The following is a 15080-nucleotide window of genomic DNA, read 5'->3' as shown; positions in this document are numbered from 1 at the left end:
CCTACCGAGGCGTGGACTCTAGGGTCCGCTATGCGGACCGAATCGCTGGATGCGGGGAGTTCAGGCGGCTTGGCTGCGTCAGCCGACGGGGCCGGCTCCAGGCTAGTTCTCGTCGAGGCTCAGATAGTCCCACAGCTTGCGTGCCAGATCGGCTTTGTCCGGCTCTGGCTCGTCCGGGACGAAGCGTCCGGCCTGGCGATTGAGTTCCAGCACCCGTTTGGCGTCCTCTGCCAGGTCCTTCTTGTCGAGCGCATCGTAGGCGTCGATCAGCACCTCCAGTGCGTCGTCCACCGCGCTGGTGCGCTGGAAGTGCTCGATGACGTAGTTGGCCCGGTTCGCGGCCGCCACGTAGGCCCCTCGCTTCATGTAGTAGCGGGCGACGTGGACCTCGTTGTGGGCGAGGTTGTTGCGCAGATAGACCATGCGCTGGCGCGCGTCCTTGGCGTATTTGCTGTCGGGAAACCGCTCCACCAGCACCGAGAAGTCGGTGAAGGCATCCATGGCCGAGCCCGGGTCGCGCTGGGAGGCATCCGTCGGGATGAAGCGGTCGAGGAAGCCGATGCTGCGGTTGTAGTTGACGATGCCTTTCAGATAATAGGCGTAGTCGACATAGGGGTTCTGCGGGTAGAGCTTGATGAAGCGGTCCGCCGCGGAGATGGCGTCCTCGGGATCGTCGTTGCGGTAATGGGCATAGGCGACGTCGAGCTGCGCCTGCATGGCGTAGCGGCCGAAGGGATAGCGTGCCTCGAGTTTCTCGTAGAGCTCGATGGCGCGCTCGTAGCTTCCCGAGTCCAGCTCGGAGGCGGCCTCGGAATAGAGCTTGGACGCACTCCAGCCCTCGGTTTCGTCGATCTCCTTGCCGAAGACACCGCATCCTGCGAGCGTGACGACGAGCAACAGCAGGGTCAGTCGTGTTAACGTTCGTGGCATGTTCGAATACCTTTTCAAATTGTCTCGCAGTATACCCGAAGGACGAATGAGCGGCGCGGGGCCGGGCGACGGTGTGCGGCCTCGAATCCGCCGCGTGACCCACAGATGACGCAGGCGACAGACAGGCTCGTTCGCCGTTCGTTCCAGGTCGATCCGGCGCTCGCCGGACGGCGGCTCGATCAGGCCCTGGCGACCTTGCTCCCCGAATTCTCCCGCAGCCGGCTCCAGCAGTGGATCGAGGCCGGCCAGGTGCTGGTCGACGATGCCTCCGGACGCTGTCGCGACAAGGTCTGGGGCGGCGAGTCGATCCGGATCGAGGCCGTCTGCGCGCTGGAGCAGGCGTTCGTCGCCCAGGACATCGCGCTGGATCTGGTGTACGAGGACGAGGAGATCCTGGTCATCGACAAGCCGGCCGGGCTGGTGGTCCATCCGGCGGCCGGCAATCCCGACGGGACCCTGCTCAACGCCTTGCTCCATCATGTGCCGGCGCTGGCCGCCGTGCCCCGGGCCGGCATCGTGCATCGGCTGGACAAGGATACGACCGGCCTGCTGGTGGTGGCCAAGACGCTGATGGCACACAAGTCGCTGGTCGAGCAGCTCCAGCAGCGCAGCGTGCACCGCGAATATCGCGCCCTGGTGCTCGGCGAGCTGGTGGCCGGCGGGCGTATCGAGGCCCCGATCGGCCGGCATCCACAGCACCGGACCAAGATGGCGGTGGTGAGCGGCGGCCGGCCGGCGGTCACGCACTATCAGGTGCTCGAGCGTTATCCGGGGCACAGTCTGCTGGGTGTGGAACTGGAGACGGGTCGTACCCATCAAATACGCGTGCACATGACTCACGTCCATCATCCTCTCGTTGGCGACCGTACCTATGGTGCGCGACCGCGTCCACCCAAGGGCTGCGGCCCGGAGCTCGCCGCGGCGATCCAGTCTTTCCCGCGTCAGGCCCTTCATGCCTTGCGCCTGGGGCTGATTCATCCGGCGACCGGCGAGCCGATGGAGTGGGAGGTGCCGATGGCGACCGATCTCGATGCGCTCCTGACGCTGTTCCGGCAGGAGCCTTCGCCATGAATCCGATCGTTCCCGATTGGCCCGCGCCCGAGCGGGTCCGCGCCGTCTCGACCACCCGGGGCGGCGGTGTCAGTCGAGGACCCTTTGCGAGCCTCAATCTGGCCGACCATGTGGACGACGATCCGGCTGACGTCGCGCACAATCGACGCAGCCTCGTCGCGCATCTCGGTCTGCCGCATGAGCCCTGCTGGCTGACTCAGATGCATGGCTGTCGGGTGGTCGATGCCGAGGCGGGCCGGGCCGATGCCGACGCCTCCCTGGCGACGCGGCCGGGGCCTGTGTGCGTGGTCATGACCGCGGACTGTCTGCCGCTGCTGATCTGCGACGACCGCGGGACTCGCGTGGCGGCGGTACATGCCGGCTGGCGCGGGCTGGCCGGTGGGGTGATCGAATCCGCGGTCGCCTCCCTGTGTCTGGAGCCGGACCGTCTGATGGTGTGGCTCGGGCCGGCGATCGGCCCGGATGCCTTCGAGGTCGGGGCCGAGGTGCGCGATGCCTTCGTCGCGATCGATCCGATGGCCGGCGGGGCCTTTCGGCCGGGCGACCGCGAGGGGCGCTGGTTCGCCGATCTCTTCACCCTGGCCAGGCAGCGTCTCGCCCGGCTCGGTGTGCGGCGCGTCTTCGGCGGCGGCGACTGCACCCATTCCCAGCCGGGGCGGTTCTTTTCCTACCGCCGCGACGGTACGACCGGTCGAATGGCGAGCCTCATCTGGCTCGCCCAAGAACACTAGCAATGGAGATATCCGAATCCATGTCCGATTGGAACATGTTGACCCTGGTCGGAGCCGACCGGCCCGGCATCGTGGCCCAGCTCACCCGGGTGCTCTACCAGCTCGGCTGCAACCTGGGCGAGGCATCCATGATCCGTCTCGGCGGCAACTTCACCATCATGCTCATGGTCGGCGGCGAGCGATCCCCGGACGAGATCCTGGAGGCGCTGAAGCCGGCCGCCGAGGAGATGGGGCTGCGTCTGCATCTGGATCCGCTGCGCGGCGGGCTGCATCAGCACCTGCTGCCGAACCTGCAGGTGCGGGTCGCGGGCGCGGATCGGGCCGGGATCGTCGCCGAGGTGACCCGGACCCTGGCCGAACAGGGTTTCAATATCCTGGAGCTCGAGTCCGACGTGGCGGGCGATCGGGACCGTCCCATTTACATCATGAACATCCAGGGCTATTGCGACGCGACGCTGGAGGCGGTTCAAGGCGCCCTGGCGCCCTTGAGCGAGAGCGGGGTCTCGGTGGATGTCTCTCCCGTCGATGTGATGATCGGTTGATCGATGGCTATCCTGGACATACTGAAACTACCCGACCCGCGTCTCAAGACGGTTTCCGAGCCGGTCGAGCGCTTCGACGACGAGTTCCGCGCCTTCGTCGCCGACCTCGAGGAGACCCGCCAGGCCGGGCCCGCCGCGGTCGGGATCGCGGCGCCCCAGGTCGGGCGCTTCCAGCGTATCGTCATCATCGATCTTTCCAGTCGTCCCAAGACACCGAATCACGGCCATCTGATTCTGGTGAATCCGGAGATCGTGCACTGGGAGGGATATGCCATGGGGCGCGAGGGCTGTCTGTCCGTGCCCGACTACACGGGCAACGTGATTCGGGCGACCCATATCCGGCTCAAGACCCAGGATCCCGAGGGGCAGGAGCACCAATACGACATGGAGGGCTTCGAGGCGCGCGCGGTGCAGCACGAGCTCGATCATCTGGACGGTCTGCTGTTCGTCGACCGGGTCGTGAGCCGGCGCACGGATCTCTATCGTCGTAAGGTCTACAAGACCTGATCGCGTGTACAATTCTTGTTCATTCGCGGGTTAGCCCCTAGTGTTCCTGCTGTGCGGCCCAGTGACGCGGTCGGACCATCCAGTCCGGGCCGGCACGGGCCCGAACCGATCCCTTCGAGACCCCTTCGGCCTTGGCCGACCGCGTCTCCTTCCGCTGGATCCAGAGACCGAATACGAGTACCGACCATGAGACAGCGCCTTTCTCTCACTTCGCTGGCCATCACCCTCTGCCTGTTCGCGACGGCGTCTCTGGCGACCCCCCATACGGTTCCGCTGTCGGAGCTGTTTCCGAACCCGGGTCAGACCAAGGCGGCCATCGTCATCAACAAGGTGCTGGAGCGTTATCACTACCGCAAGGTGACGCTGGACAGGGATTTCGCCAGGGCCGTGCTCGCGCGCTATCTGGACGACCTGGATCCCAACCGAGCCTTTTTCCTGGCGCACGACGTCGAGCGCTTCGAGAATGGCGCACGTCGTTTCGACGAGAATCTGCGTCGCGGCGAGCTGGACGTGGCCTTCGACGTGTTCCGCGTCTATCGCATGCGGGTCGACGAGCGGGTCGCCTACGCCCTCGAGCTGCTGGATCGCAAGTTCGACTTCGATCGGACGGAACTCTATGCGTTCGATGCGGAGAACACCCCTTGGGCCAAGGATACCGCCGAGCTGGACGACCGCTGGCGGCGGCGCGTCAAGAACGACTTCCTGACCCTGAAGCTGGCCGACAAGTCCGAGTCCGAGATCCGCGAGCGTCTGACCAAGCGCTATCAGGGGCTCGCCCGCCGCATCCATCAGTTCGACGGCGACGACGTCTTCCAGGCGTTCATGAATTCCTATACCGGGACCATCGAGCCGCACACCAGCTATATGTCGCCGGCCACCTCCGAGAACTTCGACATCAGCATGAAGCTCTCGCTCGAGGGGATCGGTGCCGTGCTTCGGGGCGACAACGAGTACACGGTGGTGCAGAGCACCGTGCCCGGCGGGCCGGCGCGGGACTCCGGCCAGGTGCGTGCGGGGGATCAGATCGTCGGCGTGGCCCAGGGGCTGGACGGTCCCATGGAGGACGTGGTTGGCTGGCGTCTGGAGGACGTGGTCGACAAGATCCGCGGTCCCAAGGGATCGGTCGTGCGTCTCCAGATCATGCCCAAGTCCAGCGGTTCGACCGCCCATACCCGCGAGGTCTCGCTGGTGCGCAACGAGATCAAACTCGAGGACCAGGCGGCGAAGAGCTATGTCGTGGACAAGCTCGCCAATGGGCCCGGGCTCGAGATCGGGGTCATCGAAATCCCGGCCTTCTATCGCGATTTCGAGGCCGAGGGCGCCGGGCGAAGCAATTTCCGCAGCACCACCCGCGACGTGCGCGCCCTGATCGAGAAGCTCGCCGCCGCCGGCGTCGACGGGATCGTCGTCGATCTGCGCGGCAATGGCGGCGGGTCCCTGGCCGAGGCGACCTCGCTCACCGGGCTCTTCATCGATCTTGGACCCGTGGTCCAGGTCAAGGATGCCTTCGGCAAGGTCGAGGTCGAGACGGACACGGACTCGGGCGTCGCCTACGACGGGCCCCTGGCCGTGCTGGTCGATCGCGAGAGCGCCTCGGCCTCCGAGATCTTCGCCGCCGCCATACAGGACTATGGCCGCGGCCTCATCATCGGCGAGCCGACCTTCGGCAAGGGGACCGTCCAGACGCTGATCGATCTCAATCGCTACGTGCCTGGCGATCATGACGATCTTGGCCGGCTGCGCCTGACCATGGCCGAGTTCTTCCGCATCAGTGGCGGAAGCACTCAGCTGCGCGGCGTGGAGCCGGATATCCGCTTTCCGACGGCCGATTACATGACCAAGCACGGCGAACGCTCGCTCGAGAACGCACTGCCCTGGACCCGCATCGACCCGGCCAGGTTCAAGAAGGTGGGAGCGGTCGAGGTGGGTCGATTGACGCGCCGCTCGGCCGAGCGGATCGCCGGTGATTTCGGTTTCAAGATGCTGACCGAGCGCAGCAAACTGATGCGCGATGTCGACGAGCAGAAGCAGGTCTCGCTGCGCGAGAGCGACCGGCGCGCCGAGGACGACGCGCGCGAGCGCCGCTTCAAGGCCGATCAGGATCGCTTCCTGCGTTCGCAAGGGATCACTCCGGTGGACGAGGACGCCGACGAGATCGACGAGGACGCGCTCGAGGTCCAGCGCGATGCCATCGCCCGGATCGAGGTCGACGAGGCGGCCCGCATACTTGCAGACGAGATCCAGCTGGGGCGAGGCTCCAATGCGATTCGCTCCGTGATGAGGAACTGAACTTGACCGCAGAACAGGCGCCGCTCGAGCGGCGCATCGAACGCCTCCGGTTGGAAGGGGGCAGGGGGATCTTTGCCGAAAATCGCGTCGGTCTCGAAAAGGAAGGGTTGCGGGTAGGGGCGTCGGGCAAGCTGGCCCGCACCTCGCATCCCCGGGAGCTGGGCGCGGCCCTCACCCATCCCTATATCACGACCGATTTCTCCGAGGCGCTGATCGAGCTGATCACCCCGGCCCTGACGGATTCCGCCGAGGCGCTCGACTTCCTCGAGGACATCCACCGCTTCGTCTATCTCCATCTCGGGGAGGAGTTGCTGTGGGCGACCAGCATGCCGTGCGTGCTCGAGGGCGCGCGCAGCATTCCCCTGGCCCGCTACGGTACCTCCAACGCCGGCATCATGAAGACCGTCTATCGACGTGGTCTCGGCAATCGTTACGGCCGGACCATGCAGGTGATCGCCGGGGTGCATTTCAACTTCTCCTTCGGCGAGGACTTCTGGCGGCTCTATCAGCGGCAGGAGGCCGATGGCGCCGACCCGGTGACCTTTCGCTCCGCCGCCCAGATGGGGATGATCCGCAATCTGCAGCGGCGCGGATGGCTGATTCCCTATCTCTTCGGGGCCTCGCCAGCCGTGTGTGCCAGCTTCGTTCAGGATCAGTCGACCGATCTCGAGCCCTTCGATTCCAGCACCCTCTACTATCCCTATGCCACCTCGCTGCGCATGGGCGACATCGGCTATCAGAACAAGCAGGAGGAGGGCACCGGGATGAAGGCCTGTTACGACAGCCTGGATTCCTATGTGCGGAGCCTCGACTGGGCCATCCAAACCCCCTGTCCGCAGTACGAGTCGATCGGGGTCAAGATTGGCGATCGCTACGAGCAGCTCAACGCCAATGTGCTGCAGATCGAGAACGAGTACTACAGCACGGTCAGGCCCAAGCAGCTGACCCGCTGGATGGAGAAGCCGACCCAGGCCCTGAAGCGTCGCGGCATCCTCTATGTCGAACTGCGCTCCCTGGACGTGAATCCGTTCGAGCCGCTCGGGATCGGTCTGGATCAGATGCTGTTCATCGAGACCCTGATGCTCTATTGCCTGCTCTCGGAGAGTCCACATGTAGCAGCGACCGAGCGAGATCATATCGACGAGAATCTGGTGCTGACCGCGCATCGCGGTCGCGAGCCTGGTCTGACGCTGATGTGGGATCGCCGGCCGGTCGCCTTGAAGGTCTGGGCGAGCGAGCTGCTCGATCGCATGGTGGCGGTCGCCGAACTGCTCGACGGCGGCGCGGATGGGCCCCGTTCACAGACGCTGCGCCGGCAGATGGATAAGGTGACGCATCCGGATCTGACACCATCGGCCCGATTGCTCGAGACCATGCGCGAGCGGCGTGAGGGATTCTTCGCCGTTTCTCGGCGTCTGTCCGAGGAACATCGCGCCTATTTTCTAGCGGATCCGCCGAGCGATGCGCGATCTGTCCTGTTCGAGGAGCTGGCCCTGGAGTCGATTCGGCGTCAGGCCGAGATCGAGGCGGCCGACGACCGGAGCTTCGATGACTTCCTGCGGGACTATTTCGCGCAAGACGAGGAGGGGGCCGAGACCAGGCCCGCCTGGGCGCGACCGGATCCCTGATGTTCGCTCTTGTCATTTTGGCCGCCCCGGAACGCACAGAGCCCCGCCGAAGCGGGGTCCTGTGCCTCTCTAAAGCCATACACCCTTTAGGGTGTGGGGTCGGGATCAACCCTTGCTGCTGTCGGCGGCCGGGGCGCGATCGAAACGAGGGGCCGGGTGCATGGCGCGACGCTGCTCGCTCATCTGTTTGAACGCGGCGCGCTTCTCTTCCATGCGCTGCTTGGCCTGGGCGCGGTAGGCGTCCATCTCCTCGATGCGCTTCTGAACGGCGGCCGGCAGCTCGGGCGCCTTGCCGAATTCAGGGGCCTTGGGCATTTCAGGATACTGGCCGAACTCGGGCATTTCCGGCATCTCGGGGAATGCGGGGTACTGACCCAGCTCGGGCATGGGGGGCATTTCTGGGAAGGCCGGAGCGGCTCCGTAGGGATGGCCGGGGAAGCCGAGCGTCTCGGGGTTCTGGGCGAACGGCTTGAAGTAGTCGGCCTGCTGCTCCGCGAACTGGCGCTGGGCCTCCATGGCCTGCTCGAACGCCTTGGCCTGCTGCTCCATCATGGCCTTCTGTTGCTCGACGACTTCCAGCTGCTGCTCGGGGGTCATGGCCGGCGCAACGGCGTAGGGCGGCAGGGCGTACCAGGCGCTCGCGGTCGTGGATGCGGCAGCGAGGGCGATAACGGAGGCGAGATGAAGCTTGGTCATGGGACACACCTTGATGCTAATTGAAATTCGATTGAAAAGCGGGCAACCAGCCATGCGACATCCGTTGTCGTTTCAATGATTCCTGAGGGCCAGCCCGTTTTGCGATCCTGACACCGAGTTCGGTGGATCGGGTCGAACGGGTTCTTCGGCATGGGTCTCGACTCGGGCCGAGTCGATTAGGCGATCAGTATATAAGAGATTTCTGAATTAGCAACACCATGCGCCTGTCTCGGATGCACCGATTGGGATGCCGCAGGTCTCTCGTCTCGGACGCTCGGGTCAGAAGAGCCGGTTCAGCCCGTTGAGCGCGGCGACGCGATAGGCCTCGGCCATGGTGGGGTAGTTGAAGGTCGTTTCGGTGAAATAGCGGATGTTGTTGCACTCCCCAGGCTGCGACATGATCGCCTGACCGATGTGGACGATCTCGGCGGCCTGCTCGCCGAAGCAGTGGATGCCCAGGATCTCCAGCGTCTCGCGATGGAAGAGCAGCTTGAGCATCCCGACCGTATGTCCGGTGATCTGGGCGCGGGCGATGGTCTTGAAGTCCGCCTGGGCCACCTCGTAGGGGATCTGGGCGGCGGTCAGCTCGCGCTCGGTACGGCCGATGGAGCTGATCTCGGGGACCGTATAGATTCCTGTCGGGAATTCCTCGATCAGCGACCAGTCGCAGCTTCCGTCGGCGATGTGCGCCCCGACGAAGCGCCCCTGATCGTAACTGGCGCTGGCGAGCGAGGGCGCGCCGACCACGTCGCCGACCGCATAGATATGCGGATGGGCGGTCTGATAGCTGGCGTTGACCTCCAGCTGGCCGCGTCCGTTCGGGACCAGGCCGATCTCCTCGAGTCCCATGTCCAGGGTGTTCCCGGTGCGTCCGTTGGCCCACAGCAGGATCTCGGTCCGGAATTTCTTGCCCGAGCAGCAATGGAGCACCACGCCCTCGTCATCCGCCTCCACCCGTTCGTAGGTCTCGTCGTTGCGGATGACGACGCCCTGCTGGCGCAGGTGGTAGCTCAGGGCGTCCGTGATCTCGTCGTCCAGATAGGACAGCAGCCGATCGCGGTTGTTGACCAGATTCACCTTGACGTCGAGCGAGCCGAGGATGGAGGCGTATTCGCATCCGATCACTCCGGCACCATAGATGGTGACGGATTTGGGCGTGTGCTCGAGCGAGAGGACCGAATCGCTGTCGCGAATCCGGGGGTGGCTGAAATCCAGGTCGGGCGGATGATAGGGGCGCGATCCGGTCGCGATGACGAAATGGCCGCCGCGCAGCTGCTCGGACGTGCCTGCGGTTGCCTTGACCTCGATGATCTCCGGGGTCAGGAAACGGGCGCGTCCGAAGATGACGTCGACACGGTTGCGGCGGTAATGCCGGAAGCGGGTCCGGACCTGGGTGCTGATGACGTCGTCGGCCGCCCTCAGCAGATCGGGGAATTCGACCTCGACCTGATGCTGGGTGTGCTGGAAGAGCGGGTTGCGCCGATAGTCCGCCAGCATCTGAATCGAGTGCCGCAGCGCCTTGCTGGGGATCGTGCCCCAATGGGTGCAGCCGCCGCCGACGGCATCATGGGCCTCGATCACGGCGACGCGCTGTCCCGTCTTGGCGAGCTTCATGGCCGCGCCTTCGCCGCCTGGCCCCGTTCCAATGACGATCGTGTCGTATTCTTTCGTGACCATGCGTCTCGGACCTTGGATCTTTCAATGAACGATTAGATTAACATAGGTTTTTCGGGCTGGCCGCGGGCGACAGCGACGCGAGTCTTGCCAGGCGAGGAGGGGATCGGATCGATGGCGGGCGCATCCCTGCGCCGATCGAACCTTCCTGTCAGAGGAAATCCGGCAGGTGCTTGCGGATGGCTTCGGGTGCTTGAGTGGTGAGGTTCTTGTCGAATTCGCCGGCAATCATTTGCTTGAGAGGGGCGGATTGGTGCTTGCGCAACAGTCCGAGCAATGAGGGCGAGGCGAGGATGTAGAGCTTGCTGAAGCGTCCTTGGTTGCGTGCTGCCTCGAGGTCGTCGCAGATCAGACCGGCGAATCGCTCCGCGTTGTCCTGTTTGTGCGCGCCGTCCGCATTGATGGCGTTGGCCCCGGATGGGCTGTGGCTGCGACCTCCCTTGTCGCTGATGAGATCCCCCTCGTGCAGCCTGCCTTCGGGGAAGGTCAGCGTGCTGATTTCTTGGATGGAACCCGCCGCCTTCTCGGCGGCGAAGATGCGGGCGCGGCTGTTGTCTGCAACCAGTATCCAAGTCGGCATAGGTCATCTTCCTCGTGCGTTGTGTCCTGTCCCGGCATTGCCGGACGTGACGATAACGGGGCGTCAGGTTCCGGCCATGTGATGGACTTCGATCGCGTTCCGAACGAGACGCTTGCCGTTGGGATCGAGTGTAACAGCCCCGTCACGCAAATGTGATCTCAGGGGTGTTTGCGCGACTTGGCCGCGGCGATGCAGGCGAGATAGTCGCCCTCGTCGAAGGGACCTTGGTCGTGCTGGAGCCTCCATAGCGCGTTGGCCAGGCATTCCATGATGCGATGTTCGGCCTGATGGGCATCGCCCAGACCCTGTGCCAGGTCGAGGTAGCCTTGGCGGATGCCGGCGGGCTGGTCGATGCTGATCTGCTCGAGGATCGCCAGGTGCAGGCCCAGGTGGAGAAATGGATTGGTTTCGCCTTGCTGAGGGAGAAAGTCCTTGTCCAGGGTGGCGTCCTCGGTCTCGAGCAAGCCCTGGTATTCCGGGTGCCTCTGCAGGATCTCGACGATCTGGCGTTCCAGCGGCTCCAGTGGCTCGGACTGCCTGGCCTTGCGCCAGGCCTGGATGAAGATGCGTCTGTGGGTCTGTCTGTCGGCGGAAAGCATGATGAGGGTGTTCCGATGGCTAGTTGGCGTCGGGGCTGGGGGCCGTCTTATCGCTGTATTCGCACAGATCCTCGATAAGACACGCGGCGCAGCGCGGTTTGCGGGCGAGGCAGGTATAGCGTCCGTGCAGAATGAGCCAATGGTGGGCATCCTGCAGGAATTCCTCGGGCACGTTGCTCAGGAGTGCCCGTTCGACGGCCAGGGGCGTCTTGCCTTCGGCGATTCGAGTGCGGTTGGCGACCCGGAAGATATGGGTGTCGACCGCCATGGTAGGCTCCCCGAAGGCCGTGTTCAGCACCACGTTCGCCGTTTTGCGCCCGACGCCTGGAAGTGCCTCCAGTGCCTTGCGATCACGTGGGACCTGGCCGTCATGATTGGCGAGCAGGGCTTCGCAGGTCTTCAGGATGTTCCTGGCCTTGGTGTTGAACAGGCCGATGGTGCGGATGTGTCGCTTGAGCCCCTCTTCGCCCAGCGCGATCATGGCCTCGGGCGTATCGGCCTCGGCAAAGAGTCCGGCGGTGGCCTGGTTGACGCTGCGGTCGGTCGCCTGCGCCGAGAGGATCACGGCGATCAGCAGCTCGAAGGTGCTGTCATAGACCAGTTCGGTGCGTGGATCGGGATTGGCCGCACGGAGGCGCTCGAAGATGAGCCGGCGTGTCTTGGCGTTCATCGCTTGGTCGTTGTTGCTCATCGTTTCAAATCGTCACGCCTTGCTTGAATTGTGGTGAAGACTGTCGTCACATGCAAAACTCATCGTTTGGCGGTCGTACCTGCTGTAGATGGATCGGCGCACAAGGGTTGTTTACTTCATGGTTAAATCGCATCTGGCTATTACGCTCGCTTGTTGTCTGATTCCATCGGGGGTTGGATGGGGCCAGGCGATGGCCTCTCCATCCGCTGGATCGGACAAGCCTGCTGCCGCCTCGCGGAGCGAGGGGGCGGCAGCTTCGTCCGAGTCCGTCCTGCCGAAGCCACCGAATCGGGCTCGGCCGAGTCGGGCTCAGGTCGATGCCATGATTCCGGGAATCGCCTCTAGCTATAAGGTCGAAACGGCCCTGGTCCGGGCGGTGGTCGTGGCCGAGTCCAACTATAATGCCCATGCGGTATCGGGGGCCGGCGCGATTGGGCTGATGCAGCTGATGCCGGCGACGGCGGCCGATTATGGAGTGACCTCCCCGGAGCGTCTGTTCGATCCCGAGGTCAACCTGCGTACGGGAACGCGTCACCTGAAGCGGCTATTGAGAAAATACGAGAACGACTACGGTCGTGTGATCATGGCCTACAACGCCGGGGAGGGTGTGGTGGACCGGACCAACAGCCGGGTCACCTACCTCGAGACGCTCAACTACACCGAGGCCGTGATCAGGAACTATCGCCGACATGGCGGGACCGCGCCGACACAGGATGCCTTGCGCCAGGTACAGGCGCTTCGCGGCATGCGGTATAACCGCAACTCGCGGCGTCTGCTGAAAAAATATCTCGATCCATCGCTTCTGTCCTTGAAAGTCAAGCCTACGCTGGATGTTCGGCTGCTGAATCCGGCCCTGCACGATATCGGTCCTGAGAGTCGGCCGATGTTCGAGCTGGACACGAGCCGCATTCCTTGATTTAGGACGCCTGTCTCAGGGAGTCTGCCCCGTTCGCGCTCGCGTCTGCTGCGGTCTTCAGGTGTTTGTCGCCAAGGGTGTCACCCGTTTGGTTTTTGGTAAGTCGATATGAATCAAACCCTCCAGAAACTGCGCGAGCTCGCGCAAGAGAGCGCCTTGACGGCGCAAGATTCCGATGTCAAGACGCGTAGGAAATACGAGTCCTGTGCCCAGATCGCCGCGCCGCTCATTCGCGCCTTCAAGGACGTCGAGAACGAGTTCGTTCGAATTTCGATCCTCAAGCAGATTTGGCCGCGCGACTACCATCGGCGCGACGATCGGGTGAGAGTCTTGCTCGTCGGCATGCTCGGCCCCCGGGAAGCGCCCTATGGACTGAAGCTGGCCGTGCCTCAAGGCTATCTGCGTTTCGAGGTGACGCTCAAGCCGGACGGCTCGCCGGTCTTCACCTGCGTTCGAGATACGGACGGGCAGCGACCCATGTCGATGGACTTCCCTGACGGCGATCGCTGGCTCGAGTTCTTCTACAAGTCGATCGCCGATCTGGTCGAGCTCTAGCCACCTTCGGTGCTGGAGTTTTCGATCGCCCTCGCGCTTTATGATTTCGTGCCGGTCTTTCTGACCGGCGCGGCGCTCTGGTATCTGTCCCGTTTCGTGGGACTGCAGCTTCCCGAGCGTCGTCTCATGGCGCTGACCGGTGGCGCTCTGGTGTTTGCCGGAGGTCTTTCGAAGGCATCGTGGAAGCTCATCGCGGCATCGACCGGGACCGATCTCGCCTGGTTGGCCGCGGCCCTGTTTCCCTTGATGGCGCCCGGCTTTGCGCTCTTGGCCGTTTCCGTCTGGGCCAGCTCGCGCAATCTGCGTGGGCATGTCGCGATCGGAGGCTGGCGTCTCGCGGTTTCATCGATCCTGGTCGCCTTCCTCGTCGCGGCGCTCAGGCAATGGCTGTGGGAGATTCCCCGCGGTTGGTTCCTGCCGCTCCTGGTTCTGGCGAGCCTCGGCAATCTGATCCTCAGCGCCCAGCTCATTTGGGCGAGCCTGCACCTGCGCCGCTGGATGATCGCTCTGCTCTTCGGGGTCAACCTCGGGATGATCTTCGCGCTCCAGCCGATCGCGATGGCCGTCCCCAAGACCATGGCGATGCACTGGATCGAGCAGACCTTGACGGCGGTCGGGACAGGATGTTTCGCCCTTGCGGTCTACCTGCTGTGGCGCGCTTCCGAACGGCGCCGTTCGCTTCCGAGCCTTCCGTGCTGAAACGAAAAAAGGGGGCGAAACTTAGTGGTTTCGCCCCCTTTCGAGGATTATGGTACCGGGAGCCGGACTCGAACCGGCGCGATGTCGCCACCGTCAGATTTTTGAGTCTGATGTCATGATTTGTCTGGAGAAATAGATTATATAAAACAGTATCCTAGGTGTCTCGGCGCGTGGCGGTATGAGGCTTGAGGCGCCCACATTGCCACATCTGTGGCGCTTGGCGTGGGGTCCGATAGTCAACGAAGTGACGGGGAACGGCCATGACTGCGGTCCATGCGCTCCGATAGCGAGTGTAGGTTGTGCTGGGATCAAGATGTAGGATACGCCCCCAACCAGTTTGCTTGACGAGCATCGTTAATATCTCTACCATCGGCCACCTCCTGATTGTTGTTCTTGGCGTCGTGGTGGAATTGGTAGACACACAGCACTCAAAATGCTGCGCCGAAAGGCATCCCGGTTCGAGTCCGGGCGACGCTACCACCTGCTGTATCCCCTCCTTTATCCGCTACAACTCCTTTGACTCACCCTTCTCTTTTTCCTCTGTGGTTTCGATCTTGTAGATTAGGTTCTCGGCAAACATATGTCCTTTCGGCGTCAGGTGGACTGTCTTATACCTCCTGTCTGCGGGATCCTCCCTGGCTTCGATCAGGTCAAGTCCTGGCTTGTTCAGGCGATGATATTTAGACAGTGCTGCTATGTTTCTGCTGGTGCTGCTGGACACCTGTCCTGTTCCGGCTGAGATCGCTTTGACCGAGGATCCCTCTCGCGTCGCTACGAAGAGGAACGTGGCTATCTGTTGCACAGGCATGTCAGGATCTATGGTCCTAAACTCCTCAATCATGCGGTAGTAGCGGTGTAGCTTGGCTTTATCCAGTTGCTTCTTGATGGCGGTGATCATAACTCCGGTCCACACTCATGCCGCCAGCGGTGTCAAATAGGGTTGTCGAGCGGGTGGCGGTCGTTGTCGTCGTG

The 15080-nt window shown here is 63.5% G+C and carries 16 protein-coding genes and 1 tRNA gene; 10 read left to right on the top strand and 7 right to left on the bottom strand.

From position 1 onward, the window contains the following. Positions 1-102: 102 nt before the first annotated feature. Complete coding sequence (locus tag D779_RS09510) at positions 103-930, bottom strand: outer membrane protein assembly factor BamD (protein WP_043753108.1); 828 nt, start codon at positions 928-930, stop codon at positions 103-105. Between the two features lie 105 nt (positions 931-1035). On the opposite strand from D779_RS09510, the gene rluD reads away from it, so the two are divergent. The 6 genes from rluD (at position 1036) to gshA (ending at position 7698) form a co-directional block, all read left to right on the top strand. Next, positions 1036-2001 (top strand): 23S rRNA pseudouridine(1911/1915/1917) synthase RluD, encoded by a 966-nt coding sequence (gene rluD / locus D779_RS09505; protein WP_043753106.1) that lies wholly within the window; start codon positions 1036-1038, stop codon positions 1999-2001. Next, positions 1998-2732, top strand: coding sequence for a peptidoglycan editing factor PgeF (gene pgeF, locus D779_RS09500; RefSeq protein ID WP_043753105.1), 735 nt, complete (start codon positions 1998-2000; stop codon positions 2730-2732). Before rluD ends, pgeF begins: the two co-directional genes overlap by 4 nt. Before the next feature lie 20 nt (positions 2733-2752). Beyond that, entirely contained in the window at positions 2753-3274 is a 522-nt protein-coding gene (locus tag D779_RS09495; protein WP_043753265.1) for a glycine cleavage system protein R, read from the top strand. Positions 3275-3277: 3 nt separating this feature from the next. After that, entirely contained in the window at positions 3278-3781 is a 504-nt protein-coding gene (def, locus tag D779_RS09490; protein ID WP_043753102.1) for a peptide deformylase, read from the top strand. A gap of 186 nt (positions 3782-3967) precedes the next feature. Continuing rightward, positions 3968-6070: a carboxy terminal-processing peptidase gene (locus tag D779_RS09485; protein ID WP_043753100.1), complete on the top strand. Its 2103-nt coding sequence runs from the start codon at positions 3968-3970 to the stop codon at positions 6068-6070. Between the two features lie 2 nt (positions 6071-6072). Next, the gene (gshA, locus tag D779_RS09480) at positions 6073-7698 is read left to right on the top strand and encodes a glutamate--cysteine ligase (protein ID WP_052348012.1); all 1626 of its coding nucleotides are present in this window, start codon (positions 6073-6075) and stop codon (positions 7696-7698) included. A gap of 105 nt (positions 7699-7803) precedes the next feature. Here gshA and D779_RS09475 read toward each other — a convergent pair whose 3' ends face one another. The 5 genes from D779_RS09475 to nth form a co-directional block, all read right to left on the bottom strand. Continuing rightward, positions 7804-8394 (bottom strand): hypothetical protein, encoded by a 591-nt coding sequence (locus D779_RS09475; protein WP_043753099.1) that lies wholly within the window; start codon positions 8392-8394, stop codon positions 7804-7806. A 279-nt stretch (positions 8395-8673) separates the two neighbouring features. Continuing rightward, on the bottom strand, positions 8674-10071 hold the full coding sequence (sthA, locus tag D779_RS09470) for a Si-specific NAD(P)(+) transhydrogenase (RefSeq protein ID WP_043753097.1): 1398 nt from the start codon (positions 10069-10071) through the stop codon (positions 8674-8676). Positions 10072-10219: 148 nt separating this feature from the next. Beyond that, positions 10220-10648 (bottom strand): host attachment protein, encoded by a 429-nt coding sequence (locus tag D779_RS09465; RefSeq protein WP_043753094.1) that lies wholly within the window; start codon positions 10646-10648, stop codon positions 10220-10222. Positions 10649-10806: 158 nt separating this feature from the next. After that, a complete protein-coding gene (locus D779_RS09460) occupies positions 10807-11247 on the bottom strand; it encodes a DUF1841 family protein (RefSeq protein ID WP_043753091.1) in 441 nt (146 codons plus the stop codon). Positions 11248-11266: 19 nt separating this feature from the next. Beyond that, positions 11267-11917, bottom strand: a complete 651-nt coding sequence (gene nth / locus D779_RS09455) for an endonuclease III (RefSeq protein WP_043753261.1) — start codon at positions 11915-11917, stop codon at positions 11267-11269. A 343-nt stretch (positions 11918-12260) separates the two neighbouring features. Here nth and D779_RS09450 point away from each other — a divergent pair, with 343 nt between their 5' ends. From D779_RS09450 to D779_RS09435, 4 genes are all read left to right on the top strand, one after another. After that, a complete protein-coding gene (locus D779_RS09450; protein ID WP_332307754.1) occupies positions 12261-12854 on the top strand; it encodes a lytic transglycosylase domain-containing protein in 594 nt (197 codons plus the stop codon). Positions 12855-12962: 108 nt separating this feature from the next. Beyond that, a complete protein-coding gene (locus D779_RS09445) occupies positions 12963-13409 on the top strand; it encodes a hypothetical protein (RefSeq protein WP_043753087.1) in 447 nt (148 codons plus the stop codon). Between the two features lie 9 nt (positions 13410-13418). Then, entirely contained in the window at positions 13419-14108 is a 690-nt protein-coding gene (locus D779_RS09440; RefSeq protein ID WP_043753085.1) for a hypothetical protein, read from the top strand. Positions 14109-14503: 395 nt separating this feature from the next. After that, positions 14504-14588, top strand: a tRNA-Leu gene (locus D779_RS09435). Positions 14589-14613: 25 nt separating this feature from the next. Here D779_RS09435 and D779_RS09430 read toward each other — a convergent pair. Continuing rightward, complete coding sequence (locus tag D779_RS09430; protein ID WP_052348010.1) at positions 14614-15006, bottom strand: MarR family winged helix-turn-helix transcriptional regulator; 393 nt, start codon at positions 15004-15006, stop codon at positions 14614-14616. Positions 15007-15080 lie beyond the last annotated feature (74 nt).

Source organism: Imhoffiella purpurea (assembly GCF_000585215.1).
GTDB lineage: Bacteria > Pseudomonadota > Gammaproteobacteria > Chromatiales > Chromatiaceae > Imhoffiella > Imhoffiella purpurea.
This window is presented reverse-complemented; position numbering and strand designations above follow the sequence as displayed.

Coding starts and splice junctions, on each gene's coding strand:
- D779_RS09460 (WP_043753091.1), bottom strand. CDS start 11,247: ATGCTTTCCGCCGACAGACAGACCCACAGACGCATCTTCATCCAGGCC.
- D779_RS09430 (WP_052348010.1), bottom strand. CDS start 15,006: ATGATCACCGCCATCAAGAAGCAACTGGATAAAGCCAAGCTACACCGC.
- D779_RS09495 (WP_043753265.1), top strand. CDS start 2,753: ATGTCCGATTGGAACATGTTGACCCTGGTCGGAGCCGACCGGCCCGGC.
- def (WP_043753102.1), top strand. CDS start 3,278: ATGGCTATCCTGGACATACTGAAACTACCCGACCCGCGTCTCAAGACG.
- D779_RS09445 (WP_043753087.1), top strand. CDS start 12,963: ATGAATCAAACCCTCCAGAAACTGCGCGAGCTCGCGCAAGAGAGCGCC.
- D779_RS09485 (WP_043753100.1), top strand. CDS start 3,968: ATGAGACAGCGCCTTTCTCTCACTTCGCTGGCCATCACCCTCTGCCTG.
- pgeF (WP_043753105.1), top strand. CDS start 1,998: ATGAATCCGATCGTTCCCGATTGGCCCGCGCCCGAGCGGGTCCGCGCC.
- D779_RS09465 (WP_043753094.1), bottom strand. CDS start 10,648: ATGCCGACTTGGATACTGGTTGCAGACAACAGCCGCGCCCGCATCTTC.
- D779_RS09510 (WP_043753108.1), bottom strand. CDS start 930: ATGCCACGAACGTTAACACGACTGACCCTGCTGTTGCTCGTCGTCACG.
- sthA (WP_043753097.1), bottom strand. CDS start 10,071: ATGGTCACGAAAGAATACGACACGATCGTCATTGGAACGGGGCCAGGC.
- D779_RS09475 (WP_043753099.1), bottom strand. CDS start 8,394: ATGACCAAGCTTCATCTCGCCTCCGTTATCGCCCTCGCTGCCGCATCC.
- D779_RS09450 (WP_332307754.1), top strand. CDS start 12,261: ATGATTCCGGGAATCGCCTCTAGCTATAAGGTCGAAACGGCCCTGGTC.
- nth (WP_043753261.1), bottom strand. CDS start 11,917: ATGAACGCCAAGACACGCCGGCTCATCTTCGAGCGCCTCCGTGCGGCC.
- rluD (WP_043753106.1), top strand. CDS start 1,036: ATGACGCAGGCGACAGACAGGCTCGTTCGCCGTTCGTTCCAGGTCGAT.